Origin of the sequence: Neisseria oralis (genome assembly GCF_045062685.1) — a bacterium.
Classification (GTDB): domain Bacteria; phylum Pseudomonadota; class Gammaproteobacteria; order Burkholderiales; family Neisseriaceae; genus Neisseria; species Neisseria oralis.
On sequence record NZ_JBJGEB010000004.1, the window covers coordinates 62037 to 86093 of the forward strand.

Annotated in this window: 15 protein-coding genes; 6 read left to right on the plus strand and 9 right to left on the minus strand. The window is 53.2% G+C overall.

Annotation, left to right across the window (positions count from 1 at the left end):
- Positions 1-56: 56 nt before the first annotated feature.
- Complete coding sequence (locus ACI43T_RS04910) at positions 57-767, minus strand: SIMPL domain-containing protein (protein WP_009173869.1); 711 nt, start codon at positions 765-767, stop codon at positions 57-59.
- 67 nt (positions 768-834) lie between these two features.
- Positions 835-2244, minus strand: a complete 1410-nt coding sequence (trkA, locus tag ACI43T_RS04915) for a Trk system potassium transporter TrkA (protein ID WP_405385710.1) — start codon at positions 2242-2244, stop codon at positions 835-837.
- A 317-nt stretch (positions 2245-2561) separates the two neighbouring features.
- On the opposite strand from trkA, the gene ACI43T_RS04920 reads away from it, so the two are divergent.
- Positions 2562-2744, plus strand: coding sequence for a hypothetical protein (locus ACI43T_RS04920; protein WP_405385711.1), 183 nt, complete (start codon positions 2562-2564; stop codon positions 2742-2744).
- A 99-nt stretch (positions 2745-2843) separates the two neighbouring features.
- On the opposite strand, the gene ACI43T_RS04925 is transcribed toward ACI43T_RS04920, so the two are convergent.
- The 6 genes from ACI43T_RS04925 to ACI43T_RS04950 all read right to left on the minus strand — a co-directional run bounded on the left by ACI43T_RS04925 (position 2844) and on the right by ACI43T_RS04950 (position 11350).
- Positions 2844-4295, minus strand: a complete 1452-nt coding sequence (locus ACI43T_RS04925; RefSeq protein WP_405385712.1) for a DASS family sodium-coupled anion symporter — start codon at positions 4293-4295, stop codon at positions 2844-2846.
- Positions 4296-5265: 970 nt separating this feature from the next.
- Positions 5266-6519, minus strand: a complete 1254-nt coding sequence (locus tag ACI43T_RS04930; protein WP_405385713.1) for a complex I 51 kDa subunit family protein — start codon at positions 6517-6519, stop codon at positions 5266-5268.
- Complete coding sequence (locus ACI43T_RS04935) at positions 6516-8144, minus strand: FAD-binding protein (protein WP_405385714.1); 1629 nt, start codon at positions 8142-8144, stop codon at positions 6516-6518. The genes ACI43T_RS04930 and ACI43T_RS04935 overlap by 4 nt, the downstream gene beginning before the upstream one ends.
- Positions 8144-8782 (minus strand): 2Fe-2S iron-sulfur cluster-binding protein, encoded by a 639-nt coding sequence (locus tag ACI43T_RS04940; protein ID WP_003777402.1) that lies wholly within the window; start codon positions 8780-8782, stop codon positions 8144-8146. The genes ACI43T_RS04935 and ACI43T_RS04940 overlap by 1 nt, the downstream gene beginning before the upstream one ends.
- A gap of 684 nt (positions 8783-9466) precedes the next feature.
- Positions 9467-10243 (minus strand): M48 family metallopeptidase, encoded by a 777-nt coding sequence (locus ACI43T_RS04945; protein WP_405385715.1) that lies wholly within the window; start codon positions 10241-10243, stop codon positions 9467-9469.
- Positions 10244-10414: 171 nt separating this feature from the next.
- On the minus strand, positions 10415-11350 hold the full coding sequence (locus ACI43T_RS04950; protein WP_009173877.1) for a serine hydrolase: 936 nt from the start codon (positions 11348-11350) through the stop codon (positions 10415-10417).
- A 368-nt stretch (positions 11351-11718) separates the two neighbouring features.
- Between ACI43T_RS04950 and clpX the strand changes: the two genes are divergently transcribed.
- From clpX to ACI43T_RS04975, 5 genes are all read left to right on the plus strand, one after another.
- Positions 11719-12993 carry an ATP-dependent Clp protease ATP-binding subunit ClpX gene (gene clpX / locus ACI43T_RS04955; RefSeq protein ID WP_009173878.1) on the plus strand — a complete coding sequence of 425 codons (1275 nt, stop codon included), beginning with the start codon at positions 11719-11721 and terminating at the stop codon, positions 12991-12993.
- A 250-nt stretch (positions 12994-13243) separates the two neighbouring features.
- Positions 13244-15829, plus strand: coding sequence for a bifunctional aconitate hydratase 2/2-methylisocitrate dehydratase (gene acnB, locus ACI43T_RS04960; RefSeq protein ID WP_377082247.1), 2586 nt, complete (start codon positions 13244-13246; stop codon positions 15827-15829).
- 813 nt (positions 15830-16642) lie between these two features.
- The gene (locus tag ACI43T_RS04965) at positions 16643-19960 is read left to right on the plus strand and encodes a TonB-dependent receptor domain-containing protein (RefSeq protein WP_405385716.1); all 3318 of its coding nucleotides are present in this window, start codon (positions 16643-16645) and stop codon (positions 19958-19960) included.
- Positions 19961-20520: 560 nt separating this feature from the next.
- Positions 20521-21441 carry a Slam-dependent surface lipoprotein gene (locus ACI43T_RS04970; RefSeq protein WP_405385717.1) on the plus strand — a complete coding sequence of 307 codons (921 nt, stop codon included), beginning with the start codon at positions 20521-20523 and terminating at the stop codon, positions 21439-21441.
- 100 nt (positions 21442-21541) lie between these two features.
- Positions 21542-23008 carry a surface lipoprotein assembly modifier gene (locus ACI43T_RS04975; RefSeq protein ID WP_405385718.1) on the plus strand — a complete coding sequence of 489 codons (1467 nt, stop codon included), beginning with the start codon at positions 21542-21544 and terminating at the stop codon, positions 23006-23008.
- Positions 23009-23045: 37 nt separating this feature from the next.
- Here the strand turns inward: ACI43T_RS04975 and ACI43T_RS04980 are convergent, their stop codons facing one another.
- The gene (locus ACI43T_RS04980) at positions 23046-23945 is read right to left on the minus strand and encodes an alpha/beta fold hydrolase (RefSeq protein WP_405385719.1); all 900 of its coding nucleotides are present in this window, start codon (positions 23943-23945) and stop codon (positions 23046-23048) included.
- Between the last annotated feature and the right edge of the window lie 112 nt (positions 23946-24057).

A 24057-nucleotide genomic window follows, 5' to 3' on the forward strand; every position in this document is an offset into this window, starting at 1 on the left:
TTTGAGGTTTGCTTCGGTGAAGCTTCCGGCCCTGCCCCGTGCCGTTTCAGACGGCCTTACATCTGAATGCTGCCGTCTACCGTAATACTGATTTCTTCGCTGCCCGGAGACACATTATCCATTTCTTCGCTCGAGGCGGCCATCGACATGGCGACGGCCTTGCTGCGCATCATGACGGCCTCGGTGCTTCGTTCCGATACTTGGCTGCCGACATGTCCCAAATTGAGTTTGACGATTTTGTAATTCGAGAAACCGAGCGTGCGCGTTAATGCTTGGGCGCGTTCTTTAAAGCGCAGCAGGGCGGCTTTGCTGACTTGGTCGATGATTTCTTCACGCTTCTGCTTGGATACGCTGAAATAGGTCTGCGCCACTTCGGCGCTGGTTTGAGTCTCGGCAATCAGGCGGTTGAGTGCGGCAAAGTCTTTGCTCTCCACTTTTAATTCGGCGCTTTCTTCCCAACCGGTTTGCGTGCGTTTGCCGTTGTTGTATTGGTAGCGCGGCATGGCGTTGCGGCCGGTCAGTTCGGTTTTGAACGCGCTTTTTTTGGCCTTACGGCTGAAATCGTTGAATTTCTCCATAAAAGCGGCGTTCACGGCCTGCCGCTCTTTGCCTTCGGCACGGATGCGGAACATTGCGGTCATGGTATCGCGCGGCACTTTCATCCCTGCGCTTTCGGAAAATTCGACGACATTGTAGTTCAGCGGCTCGGCGGCGGCAGGCAGGGTTGCGGCGGCGATGAGGGAAGCGATCAAAACGTTGCGTAACATAGTTTCCACCTTTTTTTATCGAAGTATTGAAAAATAACATTGGGAGGCCGTCTGAAAAAACGGTGGCCTAACCGAAAAAGCCCATTTTCACCTGAATCAGTTTTTCCAGTTCGCGCAGCACGCGGCGGCGCGAAACGAAAAAGATGATATGGTCGCCGTCCTGCAAGACCGTTCCGCCGCGGTGCGCCATAATGACTTCGTCTCCGCGCACCAGTGCGGCAAAATGGCATCCCTGCGGCCATTTCACGTCGGATATTTTGCGCCCGACGATGGACGAGGTCTTTTTGTCGCCGTGTACCACCACTTCGATGGCCTCGGCCGTGCCGCGCCGCAGCGGGTAAACTGCGGAAATATCGCCGCGGCGGATGTGGGCGAGTATCGAACCGATGGTTATCAGGTGCGGCGACACCACGATGTCGATTTTGTTGCCTTCGAGCAAATCGACGTAGCTGGAACGGTTGACGATGGTAATCACGCGCTTGGCGCCGCGGTTTTTCGCCAGCAGGCTGGACATGATATTGTTTTCGTCGTCGTTGGTCAGGGCGCAGAAAACGTCGATTTCGTCGATGTATTCTTCGTCAAGCAGGGTTTCGTCGGTGGCGGTACCTTGCAAAACCAAGGTGTTGTCGAGGTTTTCCGCCAGCCATTCGGCACGGCTGCTGCTGTATTCGATGATTTTGATGTCGTATTCGTTTTCAAGCTGTTTGGCCAGCCGGTAACCGATTTTGCCGCCGCCGGCAATCATGATGCGGCGGGTATGCTGTTCGTTCGGCCGCAATTCGCGCATGATGGCGTTGATGCTGTCGGTACTGGCGACGAAAAACACTTCGTCGTCTTCGATAATCACGGTTTTGGACGAGGGTACAATCAGGCGGTTGTTGCGGTAAACCGCACAAATCTGGCAGTCGGCACCTTCGGGCAGGTGCTCGTTAATCTGCGCGATTTCTTTGTTGACCAGCAAACCGCCCTGCCGCGCCTGCACCACCACCATCCGCGCCCTGTCGTCGCTGAAGCGCAAAACCTGCAATGCGCTGGTATAGCTGAGCAGGCCGACAAGTTGCTCGGTTACGAGCTGTTCGGGACTGATGGTTTCGGTAATGTCGAAAATGCTCAGGCTGTCGGCTTCTTCTCCGCCGTCTGCCGACGGATGCAGGTATTCCAGATATTCCGCCGAACGCACGCGGGCGATGCGGCTGGGAATATTGAACAGGTCGGCGGCGATTTTGCAGGCGACGATATTGGTTTCGTCGCTGCGGGTCAGTGCCAGCAGCAGGTCGGAATCGGCTGCGCCCGCCTGTTCGAGGACAAACGGGGATGCGCCGTTGCCCACTATGGTTTGCACGTCCAGCCGGCTGCCGATTCTGTGCAGCGCTTTTTCGTCTAAATCGACGATGGTAACGTCGTTGGCGGAGGAAGAGGCGAGGTTTTGGGCGACGGTCGAACCGACCTGCCCGCTGCCGATGATGAGGATTTTCACGATGCGGCCCGATTTGTGGAAATGCCCGTATTGTAACGCAAAGGCCGTCTGAACAAACGGATTTTGTTCAGACGGCCTTACCTGTTTTAATCGGATTTAATGGGAATCAAAATAAACGCATCCCGCCGCTGATTCTACGAAAAACCGGAAAACAAGTTTTACACAAGCCGCGCACACTGCAACGCGGCCGTCCGTTAAAGTGCATGGCGTAAAACGGTTAATCTTCGGGGAGCGGTTTGTTGTTTTCAATTTCATACTCCCAGAGAAAGCGAGAATCCTTCCGTTCCCCACCCCGTTCCCCATCAAAGGAGAATACTATGATTCATTTGTCTAAAATCAAATCCGCACTGGGCTTGGGCATAACTGCCGCCGCCCTGCTCGCTCTGACCGGCTGTGTGGTTCCCCCAGGCCCGGGTCCTGAAGGACACGGCGGACACCACCACCATCACCACATGCACGGTCCCGACGACGGACGCGGCCCCGAAAGAGGCCCGATGTAACAACCCTTATCCGTCCGATAAAAGCCGAAGGCCGTCTGAAAAATTTTCAGACGGCCTTCGGCTTTTATGCCTTATATCGGCAATGCGTCAAACGGCGGTTTACCAGTAGCCCAACACCTTCCACCAGATAATGCCGATGGTGCCGAAAATCAGGATTTCGACCACGCTCATGATGAAGCCGGCTTTCCACCATTCGGTCATGCTGACATAGTTCGAGCCGTAGATGACGGGGGACGAACCTGAAGCGTAGTGGGTCAGCGACATCATGATGCCGGTGGCGGACGCCATAATCAGGGCGAACAGCATCGGCGGTGCGCCCAAGGCGAGACCTGCGCCGTAGAACGCGCCGAACATGGCGGTAACGTGTGCCGTGCCGCTGGCGAAAACGTAGTGGGCGTAGAGGTAGGCGAGTACCAGAAGGGCGCAACCGGCTTCCCAGCCCAAGCCGAGATGGGAAATGCCGCCCTGCATGGATTCGGACAGCCATGCAATCAGTCCCAATTTGTTGAGGAAGTTCGCCATCATGACCAAGGCGGCAAACCAGACGATGGTGTCCCACGCGCCTTTTTCTTTCAGTGCGTCGTCCCAAGTCAGTACGCCGGTGAGCAGACACAGGGAGAGGCCGAGGAAGGTGGTGGCGGTGGCATCGACTTTCACACCGAACAGCATTTCGGGAACGCCTGCCCACAGAAGCAGCAGAATCACGAAAATGCCGAGCATGATTTTTTCGTCGCGCTTCATCGCGCCCATTTCTTTCAGTTTTTCTTTGGCAAGAGCGGTCGCGTTAGGCGTTTGTTTGATTTCGGGCGGATACAGGAAATACAGCACCAGCGGCATCAGGAACATGGCGATCAGGCCGGGGACGACCATGGCAGCGAACCATGTGCCCCAAGAGAGGTGGATTTGCGAATCGGTGGCTTTGGCGACCAATTCGACGACCAGCGGGTTGGGCGCGGTCGCGGTAATGAAGATGCAGCAGGTGATGATGTTGGCGTGGTAGTTGACCAGTGCGAGGTATTTACCGATTTTGCTCTCAGTGCCTTTTTCGGGGTCGGAATCGAAACTCAGGGCGATGGAACGCATAATCGGATGCACGATGGCACCGCCGCGCGCAGTGTTGCTCGGCGTTACCGGACCGATGACCAAGTCGGCCAAAGCCAGGCTGTAACCTACGCCCAGCGTGCGTTTGCCGAAGAGGGAAATCAGAAGGTAGCCGATACGCATCCCCAAGCCGGTTTTCAACAAACCGCGCGAGATGATGATGGCGATACCGATCATCCAGATTAACGAGTTGTTGAGGCTGCTCAGTGCGTCTTTGGTCGCGTCGGCGGCTTTTTCGTTGGTCACGCCGGTCAGCGCGACCAAGGTAATGCCCAAAATCGCCATTGCGCCGATGGGCATGGCTTTGCCGATGATGCCGGCGATGATGCCGACGAACAACGCCAAAAGGTGCCATGCGTCGGGCGATACGCCCTGCGGCACGGGTATGACGAACCAGATAATCAGCGTCAGCGCGAGCGCAACCGCCGCAGGAATTGGCTTGAAGCCCATGTTGAGTCTCCTAGTTTGAGGTATCGGGGAAATCGGATTTCAGACGACGTGTGTCCGTTTGAGCGGGGAAAGGCCGTCTGAAATGTCTTGGCAGTAGTTGTTTTTTATGTTTTTCTTTTGGGTATTTGGGTAATGCGTATTTTTGTGTTGTCGTCTTTTTCAGACGACGTTTTCTTAAGGTTATTGGGTTTTGCCCTCTCCCTAGCCCTCTCCCACGGGGAGAGGGGATAGATTGCAGGAAGTCCGATAATGGTCGATTTTTAGCACCATCATTCCCTCTCCGTGGAAGAGGGGCAGATTGCAGAAAATCCGATAATGGTCGGTTCAGCACTATCATTCCCTCTCCCTGTGGGAGAGGGTTAGGGAGAGAGCGAAACCCTAGGATGTCCGTATCGTTTTCTCTGATGGCAAATCTACCGTAAGTTTTAGTCAGACGATGTGTGTCCGTTTTAGTGGGGAGGGGTCGTCTGAAACGTATTTGGCAGCAGTTGTTGTTTATGTTTTTCTTTTGGTGGTTTGGGTAATGCGTATTTTTTGTTGCCATCTTTTCAGACGACGTTTTCTTAAGGTTATTGCGTTTTGCCCTCTCCCTAACCCTCTCCCACGGGGAGAGGGGACGGATTGCAGAAAGTCCGATAATGGTCGATTTTCAGCACCATCATTCCCTCTCCGTGGAAGGGGACGGATTGCAGAAAGTCCGATAATGGTCGGTTTCAGCACCATTATTCCCTCTCCGTGGAAGAGGGGACAGATTGCAGAAAATCCGATAATAGTCGGCTTCAGCACTATCATTCCCTCTCCCCGTGGGAGAGGGCTAGGGAGAGGGCAAAACCTCAGATTTAGCAGGTTCGATTGTGAAACCCAACAAATACTTAAACCCTAATCATCATGTTGGGTCATAACCCAACCTACAGGTATTTTTCAGACGACCTCCCATAATAGAAAAGGTCGTCTGAAACCCCGTATCGGATTAATCCTGCTCTGCAGGCAGTCCGTACTCTTCGGGGAAGGTACGCAGCGAACTTTGCAACACGGTAACCGCACCGTCAATCAGACCGCAGCGGCCGCTTCGGGGCAGCAGTTGGCACAGGCTTTGCAGGGCGCGGAGGTCGTCTGAAGTGCCGATGCCGGTATCCACGCGGTTGAGCAGGCGTGAAAGTTGGAACGTGCCGCCTTTGCATGGCGGGCATTGTCCGCATGAGTTGGAGGCAAAAAATTCCACATACTCGGACACTTTACGCACCACGCTGGTGCCTTCGGAAATCACAATCATCGCGCCCGTACCGAGGCTGGATTTGCGTTCGCGCACGGACACGAAGTCCAAAGGCACATCCAAATCTTTCGCGGTCAGAAGCGTGTTTGACGGGCCGCCGGTGAAGACGGCTTTAAACGTGCGGCCCTCGAGCATACCGCCGCCGTGGTCGAAAATCAGCGATTGCAAGGTTGTGCCCATCGGCAGTTCGTACAGGCCCGGATTCAATACGTCGCCGGAAAGCGAGTAGAGTTTCGTGCCTGCGGCATCGCCCAAACCCAGCGATTTGTACCATTCCGCGCCTTTGGCAAGGATTTGCGGGATGTTGGCGAAGGTTTCGGTGTTGTTGATTAAGGTCGGTTCGCCTGCTACGCCGCTTTCGGCGGGGAACGGCGGTTTGCGGCGCGGGAACGGGAAACCGCCTTCCAGCCATGAAATCACGGCAGTTTCTTCGCCACCAATATAACGGCCTGAAGTTTCGACCAGTTGCAGGTCTAAAGGTTTACCCAAGTAGTTTTCGATGCGGATGAACAAATCGCTTTTTTTCCATTGCTCGATGGCGGGTACGATGGAGGCAATGGATTCGGTCTGGTGCGGGTTGACATACATAATCGCTTTGTTGGCGCGGCAGGCGACGGCGGCAATCAGTACACCTTCGATGACTTGGTGCGGCGTTTTCGCCAGCAATACACGGTCTTTGAACGTACCCGGTTCGTCTTCGTTGGCGTTACAGACGACGTATTTGTCGCCGTGTTTGCTTTGGGCTGCGACGGCAGCCTCCCATTTGCGCCAGGTCGGGAAACCTGCGCCGCCCATGCCGCAGAGGTTGGCATCTTGCAGCTTGGAAACGATGCTTTGAGGATCGGCAAGCGCCGCCAGCAGGCCTTCGCCGCCGCCGACTTTGCGCCACGCGGCCAAATCCGCGCCGACTTGGCGGGACGGGTGCAGTAAGTTTTGATTGGCTTGGTTCATGATTGTTGCTCCTGCAAACCGGCGTGTTCGCGCAAATCGAATTTGCCGTAGTCGGGATATAAAACGGGGGCTTTGATGTCGCTGGTCAATCCGGCGCGGGTCATTTCGCGTTGCAGATCGTGGACGTGTCCGACGCCGCCGCGCACTTTCTTCAGCGGCAGACCGCAACCGGCGGCGGCTTTACCCGCGCGGCGGCCGAAGCTGATGATGTCCAAAAGCGCGTTGCCCATCAGGCGGTTGCGGCCGTGGATGCCGCCGGTTACTTCGCCGGCGCAATAGAGGCCTTCGACGCAGGTCGCGCCGTCGCCGTTGATTTCGACGCCGCCGTTTTGGTAGTGCAGGGTCGGATGGATCATTACAGGTTCGACGGCGGGGTCGATGCCGCATTTGTGGGCGACGTGGCCTAGTGTTACCAAACGGTTCAATACGTCGGGATCGTTTTCAATCAGGCGCGGCGTATCGAGGAAAACGCCGACCTGTCCGTCGCGCACCACGCCGCGGCCTTTGTGGCACTCGCGCAAAATAGCGGCGGCAACGACGTCGCGCGGCTGCAATTCGTCAACGAAACGCTCGCCCAAACCGTTGACCAGTTTGGTGCCTGCGGAACGCACAGCTTCGGAAATCAGCGCGCCCGCCAAGTGCGGCGGATGGGCGACACCGGTCGGATGGTATTGGAAGGAATCGATGTCGCGCAGTTTCGCGCCGATGCGGTATGCCATCACCAAACCGTCGGCGGTTGCGCCGTAGTGGTTGGAAGTGGCGAAACCCTGTAAATGCAGCCGTCCGCTGCCACCGGTTGCCAATACCACGGCTTTGGCGTGAACCAATACCAAGGAGCGTTTTTCCAAATCGTACAAAATCGCGCCGACGCAGCGGCCGTGTTCGTCCGACAATAATTCGATGGCGGGGTGGCGGTTGAGCTGGGTGATGTTTTCGTCGAGTTCGACCGCCTCGCGCAGTACGCGCATCATTTCAAGGCCGGTAAAGTCGCGGTAGCTCAGGATGCGCGGCACGGTCGTACCGCCTGCACGTTTGCGGCTCAACATGCCGTTGCTGTCCGCGCCTTTGGCAAGGTCGAAAGTCATGCCCAAGCCGATCAGCCAGCGGATGGCGGACGGCGCGTCGGTAACCATTTGCGCCACCAATTCTTTTTTGCCTGCGTTGTGGCCGCCTTTGATGGTGTCGTCAAAGTGTTGCTGCAAGCTGTCTTCCGCGCCGACAGCAGCCTGAATGCCGCCTTCTGCCATCACGGTATTGCTGTCGCCGATACGCAGCTTGTTCGCCATAATCACGCGCGCGCCTGCTTCGGTCGCAGACAATGCCGCTGCCGCGCCCGCACCGCCGCCGCCGATAACCAGTACGTCGGTGTTCAAATGTTCCGCGCCCGACAAATCATAGTCGTCAATCAGGGGATGGCTGATCAGCAGTTTCGCCAAATCGGGATGGCAGTAATCGCCCGTGTTCGGGCCGATGGGCAGTTTGACGCGCGCATTGGCTTGATAGTCGGGGTGGAACTGACTCAATAATTCGTTTTTTTCCGGTAAGTCGCCGCGCAGTTCCAATGAGGAAGCGCGCAGGTTGGCAAGGGCGGTTTCGTAGTCTATGCCTTGGATTTCGTTCGCCATCACATTGCCTCCTCTTCAAATTCGACTTTCATTTTGCCGCTGTCGATTTCGCGCAGGCGGCGCATCAAATCCACTGGACGCAGCGTGCGCGCCGCTTTCATGCGGCGGGCGAACAGACCCAAGTGGTTCGGACGGATGTGTTCGGGGCAGGAAAGGGTGCAGAGGTTGCACATCACGCATTGGTCGAAGGTCAGCGCAGCCGCGCCGAAATCGCCCGATACCACTTGCGCCACGCCGTTTTCCACTTCCAAACCTTTGGGGCAGGCGCGGTTGCAGCCGCCGCAATGACGGCAGTGTTGCGCTTCGGGAAAGGCTTTGGCGGTGTCGTCCAGCCAGTTCCAGCCGTCGCCGACCTCGCTCACGTCGTAATACTGGATATGCTCGGGAATGAAGTAGTCCAAGAAGCTGACCTGCATCCCTTCTTCGACTTTGGTTTCACACGCCAACGCAGTCGTTACCTCGCGCTCGCCTTCCTTGCGGATCATGCAGCGGCACGAACCGCACACGCCTTGTCCCATACAGCCGACGTTGGCGGTAATCGCGCTGCCTGAACGGGCATAGGCCTGAATGATTGACGAGTCGGCGGAGGCTTTGACCTCGTGGCCGTCTATGGTCAGGGTTAACAAGTTTTCACTCATGGTAGTGTCCTGTGGAATTTTAGGGATGATGTTCATAAACGGAAAACCGTTCCGTATTTTTATTACATTCGCGAACCGACGGAAAATGGGAAAGTTGAGCAATACACTCAAGAATTTATTATATAAATCAAGGTCTATAACGCAGATGAAGTGTAACAGAAAACAAGCATAAATGAATTGCCTCCCGCTTGACAGATACCGGCTATAGGATTGTAGACAAAATCCCATCAACGGCAGGCCGTCTGAAAACCAAATTCATGTTTCTCAAAATGAAAATAATACGTCCGGCTTCAGGTTAATAAAATTTAAACTTGTCAAATACAACTAAATTTCATTATTACCCGTATTAAAAGCATAACTAACATTTTGTATTTAATACATAAAGCAATAAAATATCATTGCAAATATTCCAATGTTGGAAAATTTCAGAATCTTAAACAACCTTGATGCAAATCAAAAAACAAACAATATAAACCTCAATCCGGTTAACAAAAACCTTGTATTACTCCCGCACGCCATTCTCCCCTATACAATCAAAACTTTTTATAAATCATAGCTGTTTTTATCCCGCATATTTTTCCAGACGGCCTAAGACAAAATATTTGATAAAAATACGAATGTAATTTAATTCCACAAAAAGGCCGTCTGAAACTTTTCAGACGGCCTCAAAACACCCTCTCCTCCTCAACGGCTGCGGCTGCGCTGATATATCGGCATCACTTCCGGCAACATCCGTATGATTGCCTGCCTGCGCGCCTCGTTGGTCGGATGCGAAGAGAGCAACGCCACAGACATACCGCCCTGCACCTTGCTCATCTTGTCCCATACCGTTATTGCCGCTTGCGGATTGTAACCCGCCTTCGCCATCAGCCTTACCCCGCCCGCATCGGCTTCGCTTTCCTGATAACGGGAAAAAGGTTTGGTCGCAATCAAGTCTGAGCCCAGCCCGACCAGTCCGCCGTCCACACCGGTAGCGCTGGCCAATATCGAACCGCCGAGACCGGTCAGCACCTGTCCGCCGATGGCTTTCTTACTGTGTTCCAAAAGCGCGTGAGTCATTTCATGACCGATAACGGCAGCAATTTCGTCATCGCTCAGATGCAGCCTGTCCACCATACCCGTGTACATGACCATTTTCCCGCCCGGCATTGCCCACGCGTTCAAATCATTGCTGCGGATAACGTTCATCTGCCAACGGAACGGCACTCCCGTACGGTTTTCCCTTTCCGCATACGGCTTCAGACGGTTGAACACCGCCGTAATCCGCCGCGACGTCTGCGACGAGGTATCCAATACCTGTTTGCTCTGCGCCTGACGCAAAACCTGCAAATAGCTTTTAGCCGCACTTTCATTCAATGTTTCGGTATCGTAACCGACCATGTCGGCGACAGAAGTACAGCCCGCCGCGACGGTAACGACAGTAACCAATAAAGCCAAACGCATATTTGGAAATAATTGCATAAAACCTCCTTGGTTAATATTATTGATTAAATACAAATACATAACAAAAAACAACAACAAAGGCCGTCTGAAACGGATTTTCAGACGGCCTTCCCATAAATCATACTGCTAACGCGGTTTTTATCGTTATATCAAGTATTACAGTTGTTTTGCCACTTCCGGCAAACTGCATTAAGAACGGCGTTGCAACATCCAAGATTCGATTTTACGCGCATCATTCACGCGGGTTGTGGATGACGGAGAATTAAGCAGCACGATGGTAATCGGTTGGTTCTGCACATTGGCCTTAACCACCATCGAACGGCCTGCCTCACGGATATAACCGGTTTTCTGCAATTCAATATTCCAACCGCCCTCACGCACCAACGCATTAGAATTTTTATAACGCTGACTACCCGACGCCGTAGAAACCGCCCCGTAATTGGAAGTGGAATTACGACGGATAAGAGGATACTTGCTTGCCGCAGCCACCAGGCGGCTCAAGTCGTGCGCAGTCGATACATTGCGGTAATCCAAACCGGTCGGTTCATAAAAACGGCTGTTGCTCATACCCAAACTTTGCGCCTTGGCATTCATAGCCGCAACGAATGCGTTAATCCCGCCCGGATAAGTACGCGCCAGCGCGTGGGTCGCACGGTTTTCGCTGCTCATCAGGCTCAAGTGCAGCAATTCCTTGCGCGGCAGCGACGTACCGATACTCAAACGGCTACCCGTACCTTTCAACCGATCGATTTCTTCAGGCGTAATCGTAACCAGCTCGTTCATGTTCAAATCGGCATCCAGCAACACAATCGCACTCATCAGTTTGGAAATCGACGCAATCGGCATCACGCGGTTGGCGTTTTTCTGATACAGTACTTCACCGGTTTTGTTGTTCATAATTAAGGCAGACTGCGAAGAAAGCAGCGGCCCCGCCATCATCGCCTGCGCTTCTACCTGCTCGGCTTTGCTGATTGCTAAAACTTCCAAAGGGTCTTGCTGGGTTGGAAAATTCTGTTCCAAAAACTGGCCCAGCACGTCCATATCGTCGGCCACCGCCGGCATTGCCGCCAATGAGAGCGATACGCCCAAGCAGACGGCAGTCATTTTTTTGCATAGTTTCATCATCGGTATTATGGATCTTTCTAATTTTGATATTTCAAACGGGCCTTGCCGTATTTCTAATTAAATACCTAACTTGAACACAGGCGTTTCCCGAATTATTTTCAATCTATTATTTTGCTTAAAATCAAAGGCTTTGTAAAGCAAACTACTCGAATTTTTCGTTTGTTTGCATCTTTCCGTCTCCTTTTAGGCCGTCTGAATACGATTAATCCGCCCTCCTTTCGGATAAGTTTGATAAAGCAGTCGATACTTATTATACTTAACGGCTTTATCAAGGGCGGGAATGGGACGGCTCCCTTTAAAACGGCTTTTCTGCCCTTATCTCCCCTCACAGTGGAGCCGAACATCACTTACTTTATAAAGAAAACGCCATGTCTGAAGAAAAACGCTCATGCTCATTCTGCGGCAAGTCCGAGCACGAAGTCAAAAATCTGATTGAAGGCGAACACGCCTTTATATGCAACGAATGTGTAGAAACATGCGGCATTATGCTGCACGACTCAAATCCAGAGCCGGCGGAAGAAACCGAGAAAAAATCGCTTCCCACAGGCAAGCTGCCCACGCCTGCCGAAATCGTCGCCAACCTCAACGATCACGTTATCGGACAGGAACAAGCCAAGAAAGCCTTAGCGGTGTCGGTGTACAACCATTACAAACGCCTGCGCCATCCTAAAGCCAACGGCAACGTCGAATTGTCGAAATCCAACATCCTGCTTATCGGTCCGACCGGTTCGGGTAAAACCCTGTTGGCGCAGTCTTTGGCGCGCAAACTGGACGTGCCGTTCGTCATGGCGGACGCGACCACGCTGACCGAGGCGGGTTATGTGGGTGAAGACGTCGAACAAATCATTACCAAGCTTTTGGGCAAATGCGATTTTGATGTTGAAAAAGCCCAACGCGGTATCGTCTATATCGACGAAATCGACAAAATCTCGCGTAAAAGCGACAACCCGTCGATTACTCGCGACGTATCCGGCGAAGGCGTGCAACAAGCCTTGCTGAAACTGATTGAAGGTACGGTTGCCAGCGTTCCGCCCCAAGGCGGCCGCAAACATCCGAATCAGGAATTTATCAACGTCGATACGACCAACATCCTGTTTATCTGTGGCGGTGCGTTTGCAGGCTTGGAAAAAGTGATCCGTCAGCGTACTGAAAAAGGCGGTATCGGTTTTGGCGCGTCTGTTCACAGCAAGGACGAAAATGCCGACATTACCGGATTGTTTGAAATCGTTGAGCCTGAAGACTTGATTAAATTCGGTTTGATTCCCGAGTTAATCGGTCGTCTGCCCGTCATTGCCACGCTGGCGGAATTGGATGAAGATGCGTTGGTGAACATTTTGACCGAGCCGAAAAATGCTTTGGTTAAACAATATCAAACCCTGTTCGGCATGGAAAATGTCGAATTGGAATTTGAAGAAGAAGCCCTGCGCAGCATCGCCCGTCAGGCAATGGAACGTAAAACCGGCGCGCGCGGCCTGCGCTCCATCGTTGAACGTTGCCTGTTGGATACCATGTATCAACTGCCCGATTTGAAAGGCGTGGCAAAAGTCGTTATTGGCAAAGACGTTATCGAAAAAGGCGAACAGCCTAAGCTTTTATGCCAAGACGGGAGCGAGTACGCAACCAAAGAAAAAGCCGCCGGATAACGCGACCGCCCTTTTCCGATAATATGCTTAACATAAAACATAAAGGCCGTCTGAAACTTTGTTTTCAGACGGCCTTTGCTATCATTTCAAAACCATCCGTTTCAATAGTAAATATCTATTACATCCAATAACATGAATGTTCCAATTTTTTAAAAACTGGTCTATGATGTTCAAAGCAATTGTTTACAATTTTTTAATTGTAAATCATTCGCAGTAGTTTAGAAGAAAAACAGAAAAAAGGAACAAAGAGATGTTAGAAGCCTATCGCAAAGCCGCCTCCGAGCGCGCGGCCCTCGGTATCCCACCCCTCCCTTTGAACGCGCAGCAAACCGCCGATTTGGTTGAGCTGCTGAAAAACCCGCCCGCAGGCGAAGGTGAGTTCTTGGTCGAACTGCTTACCCACCGTGTTCCGCCCGGTGTGGACGATGCCGCCAAAGTCAAAGCCTCATTCCTGGCTGCCGTTGCCGAAGGCAGCGCATCCAACCCGCTGATTTCCCCCGAATATGCGACCGAACTTTTAGGTACGATGCTCGGCGGTTACAACATTCACGCGTTAATCGAACTCTTGGACAACGACAAACTCGCGCCCATCGCCGCCAAAGGTTTGAAACATACGCTTCTGATGTTCGATTCTTTCCACGACGTTCAAGAAAAAGCCGAAAAAGGCAATAAATACGCGCAGGAGGTTTTGCAATCTTGGGCGGATGCCGAATGGTTCACCTCGCGCGCCAAAGTTCCCGAAAAAATCACCGTTACCGTCTTCAAAGTTGACGGCGAAACCAATACAGACGACCTCTCTCCCGCGCCCGACGCGTGGAGCCGTCCCGATATTCCACTGCACGCGCTGGCCATGCTGAAAAACCCGCGCGACGGCATCACACCCGACAAACCGGGCGAAGTCGGTCCGATTAAATTATTGGAAGAACTCAAAGCCAAAGGTCATCCCGTTGCCTACGTCGGCGACGTGGTCGGTACCGGTTCTTCACGCAAATCCGCGACCAACTCTGTCATTTGGCATACCGGCGAAGACATTCCGTTCGTACCGAACAAACGTTTCGGCGGCGTATGTTTGGGCGGCAAAATCGCGCCGATTTTCTTCAATACTCAAGAAGACTCCGGCGCGCTGCCGATTGAAGTCGATGTTTCCGCGCTGAAAATGGGCGATGTCGTCGATATTCTGCCTTATGAAGGCAAAATCGTGAAAAACGGCGAAACCGTTGCCGAGTTCAGCCTGAAATCCCAAGTATTGCTGGACGAAGTGCAAGCCGGCGGCCGTATCAACCTGATTATCGGTCGCGGCCTGACCGCCAAAGCGCGTGAAGCCCTAAAACTGCCTGCTTCCACCGAATTCCGTCTGCCTCAAGCGCCTGCCGAAAGCAAAGCCGGTTTCACGTTGGCGCAAAAAATGGTCGGTCGCGCCTGCGGTCTGCCCGAAGGACAAGGCGTGCGCCCGGGTACTTATTGCGAACCGCGTATGACGACAGTCGGCTCGCAAGACACTACCGGCCCGATGACCCGCGACGAGTTGAAAGACTTGGCTTGTTTGGGCTTCTCCGCCGACATGGTAATGCAGTCTTTCTGTCACACTGCCGCTTATCCGAAACCCGTCGATGTCAGAACCCATAAAGAACTACCCGCCTTTATTTCTACCCGTGGCGGCGTGGCTCTGCGTCCGGGCGACGGGGTGATCCACTCATGGCTCAACCGCCTGCTGCTGCCCGATACCGTCGGCACCGGCGGCGACAGCCACACCCGTTTCCCTATCGGTATTTCCTTCCCCGCAGGCTCCGGCCTAGTTGCTTTCGCAGCAGCCACCGGCGTGATGCCGCTTGATATGCCTGAGTCCGTACTGGTACGCTTCAGCGGCAAGCTGCAACCGGGCGTAACCCTGCGCGATTTGGTGAACGCCATTCCGCTTTACGCGATTAAACAAGGTTTGCTGACCGTTGCCAAAGCCGGTAAGAAAAACATCTTCTCCGGCCGCATCCTCGAAATCGAAGGCCTGCCTGATTTGAAAGTGGAACAAGCCTTTGAATTGACCGACGCATCCGCCGAACGCTCCGCTGCAGGCTGTACCGTGAAGCTCAACAAAGAGCCGATTATCGAGTACATGAAATCCAACGTCGTGTTGATGAAAAACATGATTGCCGATGGCTATCAAGACCCGCGCACTTTGGAACGCCGCATCAAAGCCATGGAAAAATGGCTGGCTAATCCGGAGCTGCTCGAAGCGGATAAAGATGCCGAATACGCCGCTGTGATTGAAATCAACATGGACGACATCAAAGAGCCGATTATCGCCTGCCCGAACGACCCCGACGACGTATGCTTCATGTCCGAACGTTCCGGCACCAAAATCGACGAAGTGTTCATCGGTTCGTGCATGACTAACATCGGCCACTTCCGCGCCGCTTCCAAACTCTTGGAAGGCAAGTCCGACATCCCCGTCCGCCTGTGGATGGCGCCGCCGACCAAAATGGACGCGAAAGAGTTGTCCGACGAAGGCCACTACGGCGTACTCGGCCGCGCCGGTGCGCGTATGGAAATGCCGGGTTGCTCATTGTGTATGGGTAACCAAGCCCAAGTACACGAAGGCGCGACCGTCATGTCCACTTCCACCCGCAACTTCCCGAACCGCTTGGGTAAAAACACCTTCGTTTACCTCGGCTCGGCAGAGTTGGCGGCGATTTGCTCCAAACTGGGTAAAATCCCGACCGTTGAAGAATACCAAGCCAACATCGGCATCATCAACGAGCAAGGCGACCAAATCTACCGCTACATGAACTTCAACGAAATCGACAGCTACAACGAAGTAGCCGAGACCGTGAATGTTTGAGAAGGATTGGTTAAGCGTTTTTCCAGATGATTATATTTATTGGAACATCATAACACCTTTCTATTCAATAAAAAGAGTTGGTAATGTCTTAACATACCAACTCTTTTTATCTCAAATTTCAACACAATATCAGCAATATCATTTTATGATAAAAATCAACATTTCATAACAATATCTTATTCGTAAATCACAATATATTATCTATACTTTAAACTATCCATTCGAAATATGATTTATCAATCGTAATTAAGATAATTAGGAAAACATCATACTATGCTTTAACGAACCCCGCTAAGTCAAAAAATGTAGAAATATACCTATTCACAAATACTGTAATAGTCAAGTTCATAATCACCACATTAAACTATACTTGCATTTGGAACTGATAACCCATGACAAATAACAATATAGAGAAAGGAAATAAGTGCTAGATTTTGTTAAACTTGAGTATTTTTGAAATATTTTTCTTACCAAAGAAAAATCCCCTTTTTTCTTCCCCCCTTGTAATATCACATTTACGCATACAGACAGAAATCCGTTTATCCATAAAAATCCACATAAGGGGACAAAACTTATAAAATATTTTCAAATCATATAATATTCATAAATCAACGGAGGGGCGTTTTTATTGATTGAAAATACCCTATCCGAACCATAATATTCCACAAACCACTACTCCTCATTTGTCTTTGTCCGCCGCAGAATAATCTGCGCGCAACATATCCAGGACGAACTGGCCATTCGAAATTTCTCGCTTTCGCGGCTGAAATCCGAGTCGGTTTACCTTGGAAAACAACACTTGGGAGTATATCCATGAGAAACCATCCCCTCACCTTCAAAACCATCGTCGCCTGCCTCAGTATTTTGTGGCACAGCCCGCACCTGTGGGCAGCAGATGCGGCTACCCCCGACACCGCCGTCCTCGACACTATCGAAGTCCGCGGCAAACGCCTGACCCAAGACCAGAAAGGTGAAGCGCAGCAATACAGCAAAAACGTCTCCAACGCCTATCTCGGCAAAGAATACCTCGAACGCTACCGCCCCGATGCCGCCGGCGACATCCTCAAGGGGCTCAACGGCGTGTACAACATGAATACGCGCAATGCGGGCAGCGCGATTACGCCGAGCATCCGCGGCATCGCCGGAAAAGGCCGTATCCCCGTTACCATTGACGGAACGGAACAGACCGTCGACGTATGGATGAACAATTACGGCGTTGCCGACAGAAACTATGTCGATCCCGCCCTGTTCCGCAGTATTGCGGTAGAAAAAGGGCCGTCGATGACGCGTGGTGTCAAATCAGGGGTGGGCGGCTCGGTCGCCATTCAAACCATCGAACCGGAAGATATTGTTCCCGAAGGGAAAAAATGGGGTATCCAGATAAAAGGCAGTTTTTCGGGCAATACGGCCAAGCCCCGCGTTGATAATTTGCAATACCTCGGTGTGGAAGACTACCGCACCATTCCGAGCAGGCCGACGGCAGACGGGGCGGCGGGCGCGGTTGCCGGAACGTTGGAACCTTATCAGGCACTCGATTTCCAAGAGAAAAACCCGCCGCGCAGCCGCGGCAGCAAAATCGGCAATTTCAAAGACGACCGCTCGGGCATGGTTTCGGCGGCGTTTAAAACCGATATTTCAGACGGCCTGATTGCTTACAGCGACCGCAAAAAAGGCAATTACTTCAGCGGCAAACGCGGGGCGGGCGGCTATCTGAACAATCCGGAATACGACCCCGACAATGCGGATTTCGGCAATACGGGCGCGACCATGATACCGAACATGGCGAAGCTCTACCGCCCCGGCGAAGAAGTGTTCAACAGCAACGTTGCGAACAAAAGCCTGCTGCTGAAAAACAACTGGTATCTGCCCAATAATCAGAAAATCAGCCTCGGCCATATGCGCACCCGCGTCCGTTTCGGCGAAAACAACCCCTTTTACAACGCCATACTGCTGGGCTTCAGCAACGAGTTCAACTTCACCGGCAGGCCTCCGCTGGTCATACCTGCACAAACGCTCAATTCCACCATCGACACCAAAAGCCATAAAATCGGCTACGAATGGAAACCCGAAGGCAGCCGCTGGATAGACTTGCAGGCCAATATCTGGCGCACCCAAACCACCGGTTCCCGCCATCAAAGTGGCGGGCCGGATTTGGCCGTTACCTACGGAGATCAGGAATACGACAAGTGGGCCAACTGCTTCGTCCACAATAAAATTCCCAGCGAATTTATCGGCAGGCACATCAGCGAAGGCATAGGCTGCCGCGAGCTGGTTGCCGAAGGGTTGGTTCCTGCCGAAGAGCCGAAAGATCCGCCTCCTGTACCCGGTGCATACCGCGTCAAATCAGGCGTGGAACAGCGCACCCGCGCCACCCGTACCGGCGCCGACATCAGCAACCGCATGCGCCTGACCGACAAGCTCGCCATGACCCTCTCCGCCAACGTCCAATATGAAAAACTGGACGAATCCAACCGAATCACCAGCAACGACAAAGATATCTTCGACATCATCGGTGCCGCCACAGCCGCCACAGCCGTTGCCGGCCCGAGGGCGGGACGCCGCCACGAATGGGGCACGGGAGTCGCTTTCGACTGGCAGGCAACCGACCGCCTGAACATTCAGGCAGGCATACGCTACGACAAATTCTGGGCTTACGACGATGCCTTGGCAAAAGCAAGGCGGTCGAGGAAAGATCCGTTTTATTCCGTCGATTTGCAAGGAGGGAAAAGCTCGGACGGCTATATCCTCGGCAGCTATATCCCCTATTACGAACTGATTGCAAATAAAGAAGAAGCGGACGATGTGCGGAAAATCCTGAGAACCGAAGATGTTGACGAGTCAAATCGTCTGATAAACGAGTTCCGCAACAAATACGGTTATGACTATAACGATAAAGGATATTCGATTAACGGAGAAAGGCAGACCGGCGAGGTCATCTATGCCAACGCAAACGGCGACAATCCACAGGTAGATAACCCGTCCTTCAACCACGACGAAGCCGTTTACCGGCAAAAAGAAATCTATACGCCCTATATCGACGGCAAATATCAAGGGCCGGTTTTCGCGCAAGGGCAATTTAATGAAAAAGTAAACAATCCGCAGGGATTGCAAGGCAGCTATTTCAAATATTTAACCAATGCTGCAATAGATGATGTTAAAACACCCTATCTGCAAAAAAAAGAGCGGGCGACTACGATGGGCAGTACCGGTGGTCACCGCCTCTATAAAAAGCCCGCTAACGAAGACGAAGTATGGCCCATGCCCAAACACCTGAAAGCCAGCGCATGGTCGCCTGTCATCGCCGTCAGCTACGATTTGACCGACAACAGCCGCCTGTTCGCCCGTTTCGCACAGGCAACCCGCTTCCCCAGTATTTACGAAGCGACCACCACCAACGTCAACCTGCTGGAAGCCTACAATACCGAATTCAACCTGAAGCCCGAACGCAGTACCAACTGGGAAGCAGGCTATTCCTTCAATTTCGCCCCCTACTGGCAACGGCTGAAACACGGCAACATCCGCCTGACCTACTACAACAACACCATCAAAAACGCCATCGATATTACCGAAAACAAAAACCTGACCCAATACGACAAGAAACAAACCAGCGGCATCGAACTGCAAAGCCGTATCGACAGCGGCAAATGGTTTGCCTCGTTCGGCGCAAACTACCGCTTAAAGCAGCGTACCTGCGACAAATCGACCGCCTTCAACTACGACGTCTATAACAACCGCATTCCCGAATGTATCGACGGCGGCTTCGGCGCCACCCGTTTCTATCAAACCATGCAGCCGAAATACTCGCTCAACCTCGATGTCGGCACCCGCCGCTTCAACAACAGACTGGAACTGGGTATGCGCGGCATCTACCACAGCACCGTCGATACCGGCCAGCAGGACGAACTGGCACGGCAAGGACTGGCGCGGATTATGCAGGCATCGGGCCGCCCCTACCACTGGCGTTCCGCCTTGGTATTGGATGCTTACGGACGCTACAACTTCGGCAAAAATCTGAGCATGAACTTCAGCGTCAGCAACCTGACCAACCGCTATTATCTCGACCCCATGTCCAACGTCCCCATCCCCGCACCGGGACGGGCGGTTACCGTTGGGTTTACAGGCAAATTTTGACAGGACAATGCTTGAGAGGCCGTCTGAAAATTTCAGACGGCCTTTTGTATAGCTAAGCCACTTACATCGATACAAGGCCTGCTACCTACTTATCAACCGTCATTCCCGCGCAGGCGGGCATCCAGAACGTGGAATTGAGGAAACCGTTTTATCCGATAACTTTCCGTGCGGATGGGTCTGGATTCCCGCCTGCGCGGGAATGACGAGGCTAATAAACAGTTCGATATAAGTGGTTTAGCTCTAGTAAATTCAAATGGATATTTCTATCCGGTTCTACCATAAGTTATTTTCTTTAAGATTTTACAAAACTAGACACAACATCCACTGATTAACGGTTGATTATATATACAAACGGTATTAATATTCATTTTCATAATTAGAAAAGATAAAATTTACAAAAATATTTACAAACACTGTTTCCATGCCGCTGCCTTACAAAGAATAACGACGGGTCGCCCCAACCCAAACGAACACTCCCCGCCGCAACATTTTGCGCTGAAACGCAAAACGGCTGCGCTGTTCCGCAAACGGCGTATTCTTTAATCTAAAAGGTGATAGCCATGAAACTGAAATTATTGGCCGCAGCTTTGGCACTGGCCGCATCTGCAACCGTCTCCGCCGCTCCGACAGGCGAATCTTCCAACTACAACACCATCGATACGAGGCAGCCTTCCACCGCCATACCGTTTGGCGCAGGCAAAGCGGCTTTGAGAATCAACAACAGTTCCATCCGCATCAACATCGGCGACGGCCCCGTCAAACGCATCAACAAAAAATACGGCAACAGGCCGATTAACGGAGCCAATATCAACGGCACGGCAAACGGTTTGGCCAATCCGACTTATCTGACGGTGAAAGACGTCAATCCCGTCATTTCGTTCTTTACCAATCCGACGCTGGGCCAAGTCTGGTATGAAAAACGCGCAGCGAATGTGGATGTTTATTCCGTGCGCCAGATTACCGATGTCAAACTGCCCATCGCGCCGAAATTCGGCGGCCTGGTCATCGGCCAAGTCAAAAACCTGCCTGACAATAGCGGCGTTTACTTCGGCGAATGGGCGCCGCGCGCATCGGGTACGCCTGTTCAAAACAGCACCAACCTGAACATGGCCGACGTCCGCCGCACGGTATGGTATGCCGGCGACAATCCGACCGGACGGACTCAAGGCTTGGCAACGGCGACCTACGATGTGGTCGGCATCAACAAACACACGCCCGGCGCAAACGATTTCTACCGCGGCACGGTTACGGCAAAATTCGGTACGACAACTCAAGGAACGATGGGCGGCCAGATTGCGCGCGGCGCGGACAGGATCAGCTTCGATAAAGCGAAAATCGACAACACCAAAGGCACGTTTGCCGATACCGCCCAAGGTATGAAGGGCCAATTCTACGGCAAAGGCGCGGCAGCAATGGCAGGTATCGCCACCCGTAAAGCAGGTGCGGCAGACGATGTGGCATTTGGCGGACGCAAGCGTTGAGGCCGTCTGAAAACATGTATTCAAAAGGATCGCCGATGGATTTTAAGGATGGGGAAGCCGATGATGTGATTCGGCTTCCCCTATATTGTGGAAACCCGAAATGAAAAACCGCGCCTGCCTGTTTGCCCTGCTGCTCCCCCTTTCCATCCCCGCCTTTGCCGACGATGACGACACCCGTATGCTGCGCGACGGAGTTCAGCGTCAAATCAGGCAGTATCAGGAAGCGGAAGCGTTTTCAGACGGCCTTTCAGATGAAAGCCGCATTGACATCGGCGGCGAGACTTATCATGTGCCGCACACAGAACACGATTTGGCCTTGGGCATTTATTACGCGGTCAACGACAGGCAGTGGAGCAAAGTGAGGGAATTTCTGACGCACTACCACACCCTTTCCGGCCACAAACCGCATCTGGTGCTGATGGCCGAGGGGCTGCTGGCGCGTTCGCAAGGCGATGTTTCCGGCGCGCTGGAAAAGATGAAAGCGGCGCAACAGGCTGCGCCCGACGATGTCCGCATAGGGTTGGAACTGGCACGGCTGTACGGTGAAGACAATCAGACCCGCGAAGCAAAAGCCGGTTTCGAAAAGGTTTTGCAAGGCGGGATGCCGTCTGAAACCAAAGAGACGGTGCAAAACTATCTCGACATCCTTGACAAACGCAGCCGCTGGCACGGCGATATTTCCGTCGGGCGCGGTTACAGCGACAACATCAATCAAGGCAACGGCAAACGCGAATGCGTGGGCGAATTGATGGGCGAATGTTTCAGCTACCGCTCCCTGCCCAAGCCCGTCGGCTCGGCGTTTTGGCAATACAGCGCCGCCGCCTCGAAATCCGTTCCTCTCAAGAGCCATCACAACCTCATCCTGCGCCCTATTGCCTACGGCAGCCGATTTGACCGCGCCGACACCCAAAGCGAACCGATTGAAAAATACAGTGACAACACCGCCCTGCTGTCCGCCGGCTACCAATACGCCGATGCCGACGACAACCTGACGCTGACCCCGTATTTCGAACATTACTTTCGCGGCGGCCGCAGCCGTTACCGCGCATGGGGCGCGGATATAAACTGGGAACGGAATCTGGGGCGAAAATGGTCGGTCAACGCCCGACTGGAAGGTAAACGGGTCAAATATCTGGAAAGCGAGCGCGGATATTACAGCGACTACAGCCTTTATACTTCCGGCGCAGGATTGGGCTACACGTTTTCAGACGGCCTCGGCCTGTTCGGCGGCATTGACCTTACCCGCCGCAAGTATCCCGACGCGTTTGCCCGCAGCAGGGAATACACCGCCCGTATCGGCGGCTATAAAATTTTCGGCAACGGTATCTATCTCAACGCCGCCGCCCTTCACCGCCTCAGCCGCTACGACGAAGGCAGCTACCACACCGACGGCGAACGCCGCCGCGACAGGCAGACCATTTTCACCGCCGCTTTGGGCGCATCGAAATGGCAGTTTAAAAACATCTCTCCCGAATTAAGATTCAAGCGGACGGTCAGCCGCAGCAATTCGGATTTTTATGTTTACCGACAGAATGAAATCGCACTGAATTTGAGATACCGTTTTTAAAATTATGAAGATTCAGACGGCCTCAACAATAAAAATATCAATCCGCCCACTCTCTGAAAAACCGTACCGTTGCTTCAAACGCATCCCGACTGCTGCGCGCGTGTTCCTTCGCATAAACGAGAGGGGTTGCGGCAAACGGTTTCTTGATATGCGGCAGGTCGGGAAACAGGAAATGGCCGGCATGAAGGTAACTCTGCTCGCTGTAAGGATGGGCGAAATGTTTGCGCTGCAAACGCCGCATCATGCGCTGGGCGGACGGATGGGCGGGCCACATCAGGTCGTATCCCGCGGTCAGCAGCAGGATGGCGCCGTTGATGTTTTCTATCTTGATGCGGGCTTCCTCCGCCGCCGTCGCCACGCTTCGATAACAGGAACGCATATTCAGGCCGAGGCTTTTCAGGCTGTCGCGCCAGACCCGCCGCCTGTTCATCCGCAACGGGCAATACGGCAGGTCCTGCCCGCGCCATGTGAAGGCCGAGCAATCGAGCAGTCGTTTGCGGGGCGAAACCTGCAAACCCTGTACGCAGACGTCCAGCGGGCTGACGGCGGCAACCCGGCCTATCGCCGGAATCAGGCTGGCGGCCAGCAGCGCCAGTTGCGCCCCCATCGAAATGCCCCAGATGCCGATACGGGTAAAGCCGCGCCGGTGCAGCCAGCCCGCCGCAGTTTCGACGGTTTCGACGGGAATCTGCGCCAAATCCTTAGGCAGATGCGGCTGCCCGTAATAAGGCAGCGCCAGCGTGTTCAAGCCGTGGTCGGCAAAGGCGGCGGCAAACTGCTGCGTGGTCTTAAAGTTGCCGTCGCTGCCGCCGAGAATGATGACGGCCTGGTCGGAAACGGCATCCTGCCTGCCGCGGTAAAATTCGGCGGTCAGACCGTCTTGCGCGTACGAGGCGGTTTCGTCGGGTGCTGCCGAAGTGGAGGAATGGGTTTTCATGACGGCTCCTGTTGTCGGTGTCAGGTTGTATATGGGCGGCTTGTCGCCGCTGCCGCGAGTATCGCGCCCTTGATTGTGATGAGGCCGTCTGAAAACGTTTCAGACGGCCTCG

What these genes read in the sequence shown, in the direction of transcription:
- ACI43T_RS04965 (WP_405385716.1), top strand. Translation starts at nt 16,643, where the DNA reads ATGAGAAACCATCCCCTCACCTTCAAAACCATCGTCGCCTGCCTCAGT.
- ACI43T_RS04935 (WP_405385714.1), bottom strand. Translation starts at nt 8,144, where the DNA reads ATGGCGAACGAAATCCAAGGCATAGACTACGAAACCGCCCTTGCCAAC.
- clpX (WP_009173878.1), top strand. Translation starts at nt 11,719, where the DNA reads ATGTCTGAAGAAAAACGCTCATGCTCATTCTGCGGCAAGTCCGAGCAC.
- ACI43T_RS04975 (WP_405385718.1), top strand. Translation starts at nt 21,542, where the DNA reads ATGAAAAACCGCGCCTGCCTGTTTGCCCTGCTGCTCCCCCTTTCCATC.
- ACI43T_RS04980 (WP_405385719.1), bottom strand. Translation starts at nt 23,945, where the DNA reads ATGAAAACCCATTCCTCCACTTCGGCAGCACCCGACGAAACCGCCTCG.
- ACI43T_RS04940 (WP_003777402.1), bottom strand. Translation starts at nt 8,782, where the DNA reads ATGAGTGAAAACTTGTTAACCCTGACCATAGACGGCCACGAGGTCAAA.
- ACI43T_RS04970 (WP_405385717.1), top strand. Translation starts at nt 20,521, where the DNA reads ATGAAACTGAAATTATTGGCCGCAGCTTTGGCACTGGCCGCATCTGCA.
- ACI43T_RS04930 (WP_405385713.1), bottom strand. Translation starts at nt 6,519, where the DNA reads ATGAACCAAGCCAATCAAAACTTACTGCACCCGTCCCGCCAAGTCGGC.
- ACI43T_RS04920 (WP_405385711.1), top strand. Translation starts at nt 2,562, where the DNA reads ATGATTCATTTGTCTAAAATCAAATCCGCACTGGGCTTGGGCATAACT.
- ACI43T_RS04910 (WP_009173869.1), bottom strand. Translation starts at nt 767, where the DNA reads ATGTTACGCAACGTTTTGATCGCTTCCCTCATCGCCGCCGCAACCCTG.
- ACI43T_RS04925 (WP_405385712.1), bottom strand. Translation starts at nt 4,295, where the DNA reads ATGGGCTTCAAGCCAATTCCTGCGGCGGTTGCGCTCGCGCTGACGCTG.
- ACI43T_RS04945 (WP_405385715.1), bottom strand. Translation starts at nt 10,243, where the DNA reads ATGCAATTATTTCCAAATATGCGTTTGGCTTTATTGGTTACTGTCGTT.
- acnB (WP_377082247.1), top strand. Translation starts at nt 13,244, where the DNA reads ATGTTAGAAGCCTATCGCAAAGCCGCCTCCGAGCGCGCGGCCCTCGGT.
- ACI43T_RS04950 (WP_009173877.1), bottom strand. Translation starts at nt 11,350, where the DNA reads ATGATGAAACTATGCAAAAAAATGACTGCCGTCTGCTTGGGCGTATCG.